The following is a 12445-nucleotide window of genomic DNA, read 5'->3' on the forward strand; positions in this document are numbered from 1 at the left end:
GGCCGCAGCCGCGTATCGGAGTTGAGCGTCGTCGCGCCAAGGTCTGCTTCTGGGCGAGAGTGATGCCAGCCCGTATGTCTGAGATGAGGCGCATACTTGCCGTCAAATTCGGCGTCCTTCACTGGTTCGTTCACGTATTCCGGAGAAAATTACTGTGCGAGTTGATGGATCCTCGTTCCCGGTACGACAGCCTCAGCTATTTCACATAGATGCTTATGGTGCGTCAGGTAGATGACCTGACCTGTGTTTGCCATCGCTCCGAACAGCCTGAAAACCTCCTCCGAGCGAATATGGTCGAACGTCTCCATGATGTCGTCGGCGACGAATGGGACCGAGGGCCGAAATTGCGCGAACTCGTAATAACCGGCGAGTCTTAGGGCAAGGTACAGCTGAAATCGTGCACCCTTTGAAAGCGCTTCGGTGACCTTGGATTGCCCGTCACCCTGCACAGCAATGAGAACCTCACCACCTCTTACAGGCTGGGTTGTCAGCCCCGAATACTGGCCACGCGTCATTAGCTTGAACGCGTCTGATGCGCGCGCCATCATGCCGGAGCGATGGCTCTCACGGTAGATCCGCAAAGCATTGCCAGCCGACATGATGCCAAGCTTCAGCTCTATGTAGCGAACGGCCTTCTCCTCGATTTCCAGCAGGGTTGTGCGCCGTTCAGCATCCAGGCGTGCAACCGCACTATCACCGCCGATGGCGTCCAGCTTGTCGGCCGCGCGCGTCTGCCGGATCAGCTGTTGCTGGATGGTTTCATCGAACAGGCGAAGCCGCTGCTCACCCTCAGCCTTCTCGACCGCGAGGCCGTCGAAATCGATCGCGTCCAGGATCGAGCGGGCCTGCTCGAATCCGTCGACCGCGAGCTCCGCCACTATCCGTTCCTCAAGTTCGGCGACGGTGGTGCGCAAGCCATCGCGCTCACGCAACAGCTCATCGCGTTCGACTACCTCGGGCAGAGTGGCGACACCAAAGACGCCCAGCACCTCGTTCTTGCGGCGTTCGTGTGCCAAAATCTCAGTGTCGAGGATGTCGCGCGCCTCCTTGAGGCGCTTCAGGTCGTTGCCGAGGCTTGCCTTCGTTTCACGTGTCCGCTCGGCACGCTCTAGGCGCTCGGCAAGGCGGATGGCCAACTGCTCCGGGTCGGTATCCTTCGTCGGCTCGTCGGCTTCAACCGCAACGGCGATGACCTCGACCAGAAAATTGGCCCTGTCGGCCTCCATCTTGTCGATACGCAGCTGCAGGTCGTCCCGTTCCTGCAGGCTTCTTGAAAGTTCGGCCAATTGATCGAGCACAGTGCCGACGCCGGATGCGGAGAGCCCGCTTTCGAGCCAAGTTCCCTTGAGTGCTTCGGTAATGCCGGCCAGCCATTCCTCCTCGCGACGCTCCGCCACACCTACTGCAACCCGTCGTGCCGCTAGATCCTCTTCTTTGGAGCTCACCATTCTGAGCGCCTCGGCATACTCGGCGTCCACCTTGCGCTGCCGATCCAGAAACGGCTCCGCGATGGCCATGATTGCTTCGAGGGTGTCGTTGGACTCTGATACAATGCCGACGCTTCCCAGCACTGCTCTCATTTCCAAGCGTATCTGCTCGCCGGCGTCAGCGGCTCGCTCGGCCTTCAAGCGAGCAAGTTCGATCTGCTCCCAGGCAGCGAGCGCATCGCTGCGCGCCTCGATCTGATCCTCGATCCTTTCGATCAGGCGCTCAGACGAAGGTTCCACGGCGTCTCCGAGCAGGTCCCTGGCGGCCGCGCGGATTTCCAACAATTGGGTATCCACATCCTTGCCGAGCTGTGTGCGTTGGATGCCGTTGCGTGACAGGTTGGCCGCGGCCTCGGCCAGCTCGCGCGTAGTTGCCCGGATCTCAGCCAGATCCGCCGCGCCGGCCAGCCGGCCTGCGCTGGCAATGTCATCGCGCGCCAATGCCACGGCGAAGTCGTCAGCGGTGTCACCGGTCAGCGCTGCGCGGTGCGTTGCCCACGCATCATCGCGAACTCGGCGGATGGCGGTAGCCGCTTCATCGTCGACAATGTCGCCCGAGGCACGAAGGGCATCCAATCGTGCGGCGAGCATGGCATGGTTGCCCTCGTATTCAGCAAGGCGTTCGGCAAGTACGGCGGTGTTCCTTGCCAGTTCTGACGCTACCGTCTTCCAGGCGGCAATCTGCCCGGCGCTCGGAACCGCGACGTTGGCGAGAGCGAGGGCATCTCCGTTCCATGGACGCAAGCGCGCGAGCGCCGCCTTCCATCGGATTGTTCCCGCATCTTCCGCCTCGCGAGCCGTCCTAATCTCTGCCTGGTGTCCGCTTGCTCGCGCTTTCGACAAAGCCGAGCCCAGCCTTGCCCTGGCAGGTTCGGGCACCGCCCTTTCCTCGCCGACCCGCTGCCTTGCCACCTGCAGCGCATCGAGTGCCGCCGCGGCTTCGTCGCGAGCGGCACGCATCCCGGTAGCAATCCCGGACCTCTGCTCGACCATGGCGCGAACGACGCCAACGGTGACGGCAGGCAGAAGCAGCGCGCCAGGATCCGCCTCGGAAGATCGGCCCAAGGCGGCAAGGCAGCTCGCCACGCTGTTGTTGAGGATTTGCAGCTCCATCCTGCGAGTGGGCAAGTCAAAGCCAGCCGCGGTATGGCGCACCTTGCTCTCCGCCAGCCCGCGAATGCGTTCGGAAATCGACAGGATCGGTTCGTCCTCGTCGACCGCAGTGACTTTTTCCGCCAGGCGCTCGGTCTCGTCGATGTTTGCGGACAGCCGCGTTCTGAGGCTGGCATCGTCATCGATCAGTTCGGTGACACTTCCCGTCGATGTCCGGGCTGGGGAGGCGATGTCCGGCAGCTGATCCAGCCGGGCAATCTTGCGCCGGATATCCGCCAGCATCGGCGCAGCACGCACGTAACGAGCAAAGGTATCCAGCCTGGCCACCAGCACCGCCCGATCGCTGATGGTTCGGCCGTACTGCTGCGCTGCATCGAGACGTTCGGCCTCCAGGCCCTCGTAGGTTGATGCAAGGGTGTCGATCGCATCCCTGCGCGACTTTACGTCAACAAGGCGCTTCTTCAACAGCGCCAGTTCGGTTCCATGCGCCTGCTTCCGATACAGAGCGTCTGCTTCGGCCTCGAGGGCGTTCAACGTATCACTTGCGTTCCCAAGACCGGCGCTGGCCGTGAACAGAAGCTTGCCGAGGTCGCCCCGCGACTCCAGGATAGATTTTCCGCCGGCTTCCAACGTCTCGTCATCGAGTGAGAACATCGTCGTGTAGGCGTCGCGCGACAGACCGGCGAGATGCGCCGTGATCGCCACCTCGCTTACCGGTTGGCCCGTCGCATTCAATAGCGAATTACTGCGCTGTTTCGTACGCGTGAACGTGTGTTCGGAGCCGGCCAGTTCCAGCACCCCGCCGATGCGCATGGCACTGTACTCGTGCAGGAAGTTGTAGCGGCTCCGTTCCTCGATGCCGAACAGCAAGTCTAGATAGGCCGAAAGCGCAGTCGATTTGCCGGCCTCATTCAGGCCAAACACGATATGCAGATCAGGTCCGGATTCCGGTTTGGGTCCGAAGTCGATCGAACGATCGGTGAACTTTCCATAACGAATGAGGTCAAGGCGCCGCAACCTCATGACGATCCACCGGCCTTAAGGCGGGCAGTCACCAAGTCCGCGCCCTTGGAAAGCACCTGATCGAGGAACTGTTCCAGCCCGGCTTCGTCCGTCCCAGCAAAATCCCGCCCGTCGGCCGGAAGGTCGGCGACCATCTTTTGGACGAACGCCCTCGCCTCAGCGCGGAAGGCCTCCGAGGTGGCATCGGCACGCATTGATTGCTCGAGTTCGAAAATCGGATCAGCAATATCCTCGGCGGTCTCCGTCCGAGGCGGCGCGAGGTCAAGCTCGAGCTTCTCCACCCACGTATGGCCTAGCTGTTCCGCAGCCTGTTCGGCTTCGGCAAGAAGGAGGTCCCTGTCGCGGATCAGCGCCCACATCAGTGGTGACGTTCCTGTCAGGCCAATGCGAGCCACAGCATGACGCGATCGGACGGTTGCCCGCATCTCTTCGAGTGCGAAGCGAACACGCGCGACGGCCTCGGGCCACTCCACCGCTCCGGTAAGGTCGACGCTCACCCGTTCGAACTGCGCAACGCTGGTCAGCCGTTCCTCGATCTCCACCGAACGGTCGTGGCGCACCGTCACCAGGGTGACTGATTTCTCACCGGCCTCGTTGATATCCCTCCCCTGCGGTATTCCCGGCATCACCACGGCACTGGCGCCAGGATGGACTTGGCGAGCATGGATGTGGCCGAGGGCCCAATAGTCGAAACCGTGGGCGTGCAAGTCAGCGATGCTGCAGGGCGCGTAAACGTCGTGACCTGGCGATCCAGCCAGACTGGTATGCATGATGCCTATGTTGACGGCCCCTTCACGAGCCGCCGGATATTTGGTTAACAGGCTGTCCGGCGCCTTAGGGTTCGCAAAGCTCAAACCATGGAATACGACGTCCAGACCGCCGGCTGTCTGCAATACCGACTGAGCACGACCACCAAAGATGGTAACGGTGTCGGGAAATACCAGCTGTTTGGAAATCCGCGACAGGGCGTCATGATTACCGCGGATCTTGAAAACCATGATGCCGGCCTGGTGCAGGCGTGTCATCTGCGCGCCCAAGAACCGCGCTGTCTTCATTGAAGTCTGGTCGCCATCGTATAGGTCGCCAGCAATGACCAACGCGGCCACACGTTCCTCAAGGCAGAGATCCACTATCGAAACGAATGCCTGGCGGCTGGCGTCGCCCACCAGCCCGGCAAGATCGGGATTTCGCATCGCCAGCGAACGAAGCGGCGAGTCGAGATGAATATCGGCCGTGTGTACGAATCGAAATGCCATTCGGCCTCCGCCAGCAAAAGAGGTGTTCCGAGCTTCGACAGAAATTGCAACGAGGGCGCTGCAGCGCCCCGTTACACTTCAGCTAATTTCTCGCTCGCGGATTCGCCGGCCACCAACAAGCCGTCTTGGGACCGTAACACTCCTTTGGCAACCAAATCGGCGACCCCAGCTGAAATCAGCTGCCTTAATTGTGCGCTTGTGGCTTTGAAGCCCAGCATCCTGGCAACGCCTGTGGCGATTTCTTCCTCTGTCGCACCGAGGTTGGATTTCACGACTTCCATAGCGCCTTGGGCGACCTCGTCCTGCGCAATCATTTCGGGCTTGCGCAATCCAGCGGACACGACCCCACTGCGATCCCTGAGACGAACAGGAACACCTGGCTTGAAGCAGAAGTTGCCTCGACGGGCTACTGAACCACCTCTCTGTGCTATGCTTACCCCCCGCTCGATTGCATCCTGAATCCTGCCACCGGCCCGCTGCAGACCCCAGGCGTCCCGAATACGCGAAACTATTTCGTCGACATGGATTGGCGTTTCTGTAGCCACGACCTGCTCGACCAGTCCGGCCATGATTCCGCTGGGCGTCTCGTGGAGTTCGAACGATCCCGGTCGCTTTAGTTCGGCCTCTTCGTAGGCTCGATTGGGTGTCTCGGATCCGTTTGTGCTTTCGAGACCGATTTCCGTCACGTTGCCTCGGTCGACCGTAACAACCTGCACGGCTACAGCTCGATTTCTCTGGACCCCCAATTCGGCCCGCTCATCGAGTTCTTTTCTGGCGGCCTCAATCGCTAGTATGGTTCGCTCCAGCTGCTCACGAGGCCGTTGGAACCAGTCAGCGCTCCAGATGCGATGGATGATCCAACCATGGTCTTCCAGAACCGACTGCCGAAGCCGGTCTCGATCTCTGGCCGAGCGAGATGAGTGATATTCTGCGCCATCGCATTCGATGCCAAGAATATAGCGGCCTGGCCTCTCTGGATCCGCAACTGCGAGGTCGATGAAGAAGCCGGCAATGCCCACTTGAGCATGAACCTGATAACCCATTTCGATCAGCGCGTTGGCTACCTGTTCTACAAAGATTGAATCCATTTCGCGAACCGTGACTTGGGCAAGCGAAATTCGCCCTGTTCTCGCGTAGTGCAAGAAGAGCTTGAAGGCGAAGATGCCTTTCCCTTTGCCACGCTCCAGGTCGATGTCCTCGTCTGTGATGGACGCGAATACTTCGCAGCTGCGCTTGGCGCGGCTTATGAGGACGTTGAGCCGACGCTCGCCGCCTTCCGCGCCAAGAGGGCCGAAACGCATGGCCATGTATCCCTGGGCATTCTTGGCATACCCCACCGAGATCATGATCACGTCGCGCTCATCGCCTTGAACATTTTCGAGGTTCTTGACGAAGAATGGCTCGCTTGGATGAGCGTGAAAGAATTCCTCGGTGTCGGGATTTAGTCGCCGCAGCGCTTCGAGTTCATCCTGGATCGCGCGGCGTTGGCTAACCGAAAATGTTGCAACGCCTAGAGTCTCTTGCGGGTTCACCTTCGCATGACGGATGATCGCCTCCGCTACTGCTCTCGCCTCTACCGGATTGGTTCCTGTGCCGCCGGAATCGAAGACCCCCTCCGGCACATGATGAAACCGCAACCCCATACCTGCCTCTTGGGTATAAGGGCTTGGCACGATGAAAAGCCGGTTCTCGTAGAACTGGCTGTTCGATACTGCGATTAGAGATTGGTGACGGCTACGGTAGTGCCAGCGCAGCATACGCTGCGGCAAGCCGCGGGCCGTGAACAGGCCGAGGATGCTTTCAATGTCGGCGACCTGCGCGCCCTCACCCTCGTCATCTTCAGACTGCGAGCCTGTCATCTTCGCGAAGAATGTCGTGGGTGGCAGTTGGCGTTCGTCGCCAACGACGACCACCTGACTGGCCCTGGCGACCGAGCCAAGTGCGTCCACGGGCTGGATCTGAGACGCCTCGTCCATCACGAGCAGATCGAAGGACATCCGGCCGGGCGACAGGAATTGCGCCACCGAAAGCGGGCTCATCATGAACACTGGCTTCAGCGCCTGGATGGCAGGGCCTGCCTTCTGCATCAATTGCCGGATGGGCATGTGGCCTCGTCTGCGCGCCATCTCAGAACGAAGCAGTCCGACAGGTCCAGCTCCGCCGTCTCTTGAAGGAATTTTCCGGTGATGAGCCGTTACAACTTCGATGGCGCCGGCCTTGATGCGCTGGCGGTCCAGATCTGCGAAGTCACGTACAGCCCTGGAATGCAGTTCCCCGTCGAACCTTGCCAGCTCCGGCTCATCGGTCGCCATCGCCAGAAACATTCGTTCGTAGTAGGCCATATCAAAAACTGATCGAGCCGATCCTGTTGTAATCTGGCCGTTGGCTAGGCCGTCTATCAACTGTCCCAGTCCAGCCTTTCGGGCCGTTTCGGATCGCTCTTCATAGGCAACCCATTTCGAGAGCTGCTCCTGATGATCGAGCCAACCCTGCAGCCGAGAAACGACCTCGCCTATCGCGACGTCCGGAAAATCGACTACTCCAAACAAGGAGGGAGCATCGGCTTTCAAATCCCCTGTAAGCGCCTTCAATTCCCGCGCTGCCGCTTGGGCCGCTTCACGTGCTGAACGTGCCGAGTTTGCGATCTCGATTCTTTCAGGCAACCGCGCAGCCAGATGTCGGATCGAGCCATTTTCTTTCAGCCAAAGCTCGGCTTGCGTGAGAGCGGCCCAATCGGATCCTCGACCGTGCCACGACGAGCCGAATACGAACTTGCCAAGGCTCTCTCCCGCATCGATCCCTTGAGCAAGTGCTTGTAGTCTGCCTAGTCGGCGCAGTAGCTCCACCCGCTCAGTGATTAGATCCGGAACGTCAGTCAGAACCTGTCGTGACGCATCATCGGCTTGAGCTACAGTGCTCGCCTTCGCTTCCATCAGTTGCAGCGAGGCCCGCTCGGCGGAAGCCACGTCGCCTAGCATGGATGACGCGAGGTGCCCGAGATCGTTCCAGAAACCTTCGATAATTGGCCGACCGATTTCGATAACCTTGCGAACGCGCGCTGCACGCGCACCGGCCTCGGAGCGTTCCGCCATCCGGCCGGCGATAATCCGAGGTTCGGGGCCTAGCCCTCGTAGAGTCCGCATCCACTCCACTAGCGCGAGCAGTGGCGCGGAAGCCGATCGCTCCCCACGCCAATCTGCCCCGAAGGCGGAACGGCCAAAAGCGTCGCCTTCGCGGACTCTTGCTGCGGCAGCCTGACCCTTCATCAAAAGGTCGAGGAGACCAACTATCTGCGTCGCAGGCGCGCTAGGGTCGACCACAATAGTCCGCGCAAGTGCTGTGGCGCGACGGTAGTCGCCGTTCAATGCTTTCAATATTCCCGTGTGTGTGGCGAGCGCCTGCCGCGCCGCGGCCACCTCGGTGCTCCACGCCGCGTCAACAACCTTGCCCTGAAGGTCGGCTCTGGCAGCCTCAAGCGTCGCTACGCTGTCGGCAAGGTCGCCTGCCTGCTCAAGTCCGGAGTCCCAAACGGTGGCTGCGAAGGCCTCCGGACTTGCGTCAGGTGCTGCCGCTACTCGCTCGCCGGTCACGGCCAGCCTGAGCAAGCCTGCCAACGTGTCTGGCAATATCGCCGATCCGAGTTCCTGATTCAGGCGCTCAGCTTCTTCCCTCAAGCGTGGGAGCAGAATGGTGAGCTGTCGCGCACGATGGAAACCATCTTTCGGAAATTCCGAGGGAAGCTTTGCAAGCTCTGTCTCGAGACCTTCAATTGGCGTGTCGATAGCCGTTGCCGCCAACTGCTCCGAAAGTTCCTCGGACTTGCGGGCGAAATCCGTTCCTGACCAGAGAAGCGATGAAATGTCTTTCGGACGCTCATCCCATACCGGCGAGACGAGCGCCTCGGCAGGAAGTCCAGGCGCGGACGCGAGAAGCTCAGCGCGATCTTCTATCTCGCCGCTGTCGCTGAGAATTTTCGGAGGCTCGGCCTTGATCCGCTCAGCGATACCGACCAGTTTGGCGTGCAGTGCCTTGGCTTGGTCCAGCAACGCCGCGATGCGTGGGACGAGCCTCTCAATGGTCGTTGGAAGAACGACATCCAGGCCAACTCCCCGCCACGGGTGGTGGATCGGCAAGCCGATCTCGTTGATCCGCTGAGAGACCTCATCGAGCAATTTGCGACGTTGCGAAACGCCGTCAGTTGTCCAGCTTGTGGCATCCGTAAGTTCGATGTCCACTGGTTTCTGACCGACCTGCCTTAGTCGGGTTAGCTGGCCGAGAACCTGATAAGGAGTGAGTTCGGACGCTCCGAACGCAACGTGCATTCGTGCAGCATGTGCGTTGAGTTTATCGCGAGCCTCCAGCAAGCGATCAGTTAGGGAAGAAGGAAGCTGGCCCCTGGGCGATCCGAGTTGCCAGGTTCGCCGCAGCTCCTCTAGCATCATGCGCTTGTTCGCCTTGTTACTATGCAGCTCAAGGCAGGCGTCCCCCACCCCAGCAGTGTCAAGCCGTCGCTTGACGACCTCCAGCGCTGCCATCTTTTCGGCCACGAACAGCACGGTCTTTCCGTCGGCAACGGCCGACCCAATAATGTTTGCGATCGTCTGCGATTTTCCTGTCCCAGGCGGACCTTGGATAACGAGGTCGCGACCTTTTCTGACGTCATGGATCGCCAGTGTCTGAGAACTGTCACTGTCGACGATATGCAACATTTCGGCGGGCGCAATGTGCGGATCAATCGCTATGTCGTCCGACATAAGCGGCTCGCGTGTTTCGAAACCATCTGAAAGAAGCGAGCGGATCTTCGGTTGTTCGATAATCTTTGCGCCATCGGGCCAGAGATCCGGATCCAGATCACGGTACATCAAGAACTTCGCAAACGAGAAGAAGCCGAGCACCATATCGTCGCGAAGCACCTCCCAACCCTCTTTGGTCGAAATTGCTTCGGCAACGGCATCGAGATAGGCCGAGACGTCGAAGTCATCTCCCACCTCAAAACGCGGCAGAGCGAGCTTGTGAATGCGGTCGAGATAGAGTTCCAAGGAGAGGTTTGCGGTAAGATCTTCCGGCCGGGCTCGTAGGCGGAATTTTTCTCCAGCGGCCCCTCGCTCAAGCCGAACCGGCACCAAAATGAGGGGGGCCTGACGGATGTTCTCTTTGTTGTTCGGGTCAATCCACTTCAGCATTCCAAGGGCCAGAAAGAGGATATTGACGCCCTGCTCTTCCTCGAGTGTGCGGGCATCATGGTAGAGATCAAGGAGCCGCCGCTGCAGCCCAGTTGGGGTCATACGCGTCTGCAGCTTGGTGTCCGAGTGCCGCGCGGATATCCCTCTGTTATCGACTCCATCGTCCTCTGGTTGGGCGAGAGCGACGGGGGAATAGTCGATCTCTTCGTCTGGAGGGCTGCTTTCATCCTGGCCCGCTTTCGGCCTATCGGGCTTGCCGGCCAGGAAGGTAAAAGCCTTTCCTTCGGTCACCAGCAATCGATAAATTTCGGACGACTTCTCATCGACGATATCGATCGTCTTCGCGCTCTTGGAAAACCGCGGCACATTCAAAAGTCGATTGCGGGCGGAAAGATCGAGCAACTCCATCCTGGCGCGCTCGAGTTTCTCCTTTAGAGGGAGATCGCTTTGGAAGACTGACTGTTTTACGTCCAAGACTTACATCCCCTTTGAAAGGAGAACCAGCTAGAGCCCGCGTAGAGCGTTCGCGCAAGAAAAAACAGCCGTGTTCAATTAGAAACGACTGCGATCACTTCTGGACACCGTCCAATATTGCGACGTGTGATATGGGTCAGAGCCTGCATTCTTGGCCCCCTTTGCCTAGTCGCTATCCGACGAGGATTCTCGCTCCCTGCCCCCGTATTTAGCCGCCTCCACAATGTCTTTTTCTGACACAGAGAGTCCGTTGCGGACCCGAATGGCTCCCGCACTTGGAACGCGGTCCAATTCAGATCCAGTCTTTGCCTTATCCTTCTGGGGCTTAACCTCCGGCGGCGGGTCTTTCGAAAATGTCATGCGTAGGTCCTACTCGTCCAAATCTAAATGCATCCGCCTGTGAGCCTCAAGCCGCTTTCCTGGTCATACAAAGAAAACGCCGCGCCCAATCAATCCACCGTCTCTCGTGGTTCCGCATTCTGATTGGCGCTTTAACATTCATCACTATTAGCGCCTGGCATTTAGTATCCTCCCTCTACTGGTTTTTTTAGCCGATAAGTAATAGATCGGGATTTCACTGCAGAAGTCCGGAGCCATGAAGTGACTGACGAAATCCAAAATACGGCCACCGCGCTGATGGAGCTTACCGCCGATATCGTTGCGGCTTATGTGAGCAAGAATTCAGTGCCGGTCTCCTCATTGCCGGACCTTATTGCCAGCATCAATTCGTCATTAGCGCGTATCGGCCAGCCGTCCGAACCGGAAAAACCCGACCAAGTTCCCGCGGTCAACCCCAAGCGCTCAGTCACTCCAGACTACATCGTCTGCCTCGAAGACGGCAAAAAGTTCAAGTCCCTCAAGAGACACTTGAACACGCATTTTGGACTGACGCCCGACGCCTATCGCCAAAAATGGGGCCTCTCCAACGATTACCCCATGGTCGCGCCTAACTATTCAGCCAATCGCTCCAGATTGGCAAAATCGATTGGCCTCGGTCGCACAGCAGCCGCGCCCAAGAAAGCAGCAGCCAAGAAGTCAAAGACGCGCTAGCAAAACATTTGGCAGCTTCGCAAAGGATCGAAAATTGAATCGCGATCGCTATTCCCATCGCCGCAGCTCGCGGCCAAGACGCGGCCGGGTTTCAATTATGCGCAAGCGTTTCTTTTCACATAAATCATTAGCCGCGATCCTGGTGATCACGCTAGCAGTGGGCGCTTATGTCACCTCCTACTTTACAGGGTGGGGCAACCAGATCGCGGGACCCAATACAGCAAGCGCACTCGGGTCAAAACCGAAGCCTATCGTCGGCGTAGCGTCCATCGTTGACGGGGACACGATCGAGATCCACGGACAGCGTATTCGTTTCAATGGCATCGACGCACCTGAAAGCAGCCAAAACTGCAGCGACGCAAGCGGGCAAGAATACCCATGCGGCCGCAAATCCGCAGAAGCACTGGACATCTTCCTCAGTCAATCCCGACCCATCCAGTGCAACTTTGTTTCGTGGGATCGTTACAACCGCTTCGTTGGTGATTGTCAGCGGGCGGACGGTGCTAGCATTGCGTCTTGGATGGTCGAACAGGGTTATGCCCTGGATTGGCCTCGATACAGCCATGGTAGTTACGCGTCACAACAGGCAGATGCCCAAAGGGCCAAGATTGGCATCTGGGTTGGCACTTTCACAGCCCCTTGGGATTGGCGAGCAACACATGCAGCCAACAATAAACCCGGTAATGACACATCCTACGGCCTTACAGGCCGTCGCCAAATAGCTCAGAGCTATTCGTGTCAACCGCGTCGCTATTGTAAGCAAATCTCCTCATGCGATGAGGCGCGCTGGTATCTCAATAACTGGTAAGCGGTGTTCTCAGGCCACGGCCTTGAGCTCGAGCTTGTTGATGTAGACCCA

At 58.9% G+C, this 12445-nt stretch carries 5 protein-coding genes; 2 read left to right on the forward strand and 3 right to left on the reverse strand.

The features are described from left to right. Positions 1–149: 149 nt before the first annotated feature. The 3 genes from E5X34_RS31965 to E5X34_RS31975 form a co-directional block, all read right to left on the reverse strand. The gene (locus E5X34_RS31965; RefSeq protein WP_063169422.1) at positions 150–3623 is read right to left on the reverse strand and encodes an AAA family ATPase; all 3474 of its coding nucleotides are present in this window, start codon (positions 3621–3623) and stop codon (positions 150–152) included. Beyond that, a complete protein-coding gene (locus E5X34_RS31970; RefSeq protein ID WP_063169423.1) occupies positions 3620–4879 on the reverse strand; it encodes a DNA repair exonuclease in 1260 nt (419 codons plus the stop codon). The genes E5X34_RS31965 and E5X34_RS31970 overlap by 4 nt, the downstream gene beginning before the upstream one ends. Positions 4880–4950: 71 nt before the next feature. Next, positions 4951–10536, reverse strand: a complete 5586-nt coding sequence (locus E5X34_RS31975; protein WP_063169424.1) for a DUF3320 domain-containing protein — start codon at positions 10534–10536, stop codon at positions 4951–4953. A gap of 636 nt (positions 10537–11172) precedes the next feature. Between E5X34_RS31975 and E5X34_RS31980 the strand changes: the two genes are divergently transcribed. Together E5X34_RS31980 and E5X34_RS31985 are read left to right on the forward strand one after the other, a co-directional pair. Further along, positions 11173–11586, forward strand: a complete 414-nt coding sequence (locus tag E5X34_RS31980) for a MucR family transcriptional regulator (protein WP_082826711.1) — start codon at positions 11173–11175, stop codon at positions 11584–11586. 97 nt (positions 11587–11683) lie between these two features. Further along, positions 11684–12394 (forward strand): thermonuclease family protein, encoded by a 711-nt coding sequence (locus tag E5X34_RS31985; protein WP_292573131.1) that lies wholly within the window; start codon positions 11684–11686, stop codon positions 12392–12394. The last annotated feature ends 51 nt before the right edge of the window (positions 12395–12445 follow it).

Origin of the sequence: Mesorhizobium sp. (genome assembly GCF_004963255.1) — a bacterium.
In the GTDB taxonomy this organism is placed as follows: Bacteria; Pseudomonadota; Alphaproteobacteria; order Rhizobiales; family Rhizobiaceae; genus Mesorhizobium.

Bases quoted from the DNA above. Each gene is read 5' to 3' on its own strand.
- E5X34_RS31985 (WP_292573131.1), top strand. From the start codon at position 11,684: ATGCGCAAGCGTTTCTTTTCACATAAATCATTAGCCGCGATCCTGGTG.
- E5X34_RS31965 (WP_063169422.1), bottom strand. From the start codon at position 3,623: ATGAGGTTGCGGCGCCTTGACCTCATTCGTTATGGAAAGTTCACCGAT.
- E5X34_RS31980 (WP_082826711.1), top strand. From the start codon at position 11,173: ATGGAGCTTACCGCCGATATCGTTGCGGCTTATGTGAGCAAGAATTCA.
- E5X34_RS31970 (WP_063169423.1), bottom strand. From the start codon at position 4,879: ATGGCATTTCGATTCGTACACACGGCCGATATTCATCTCGACTCGCCG.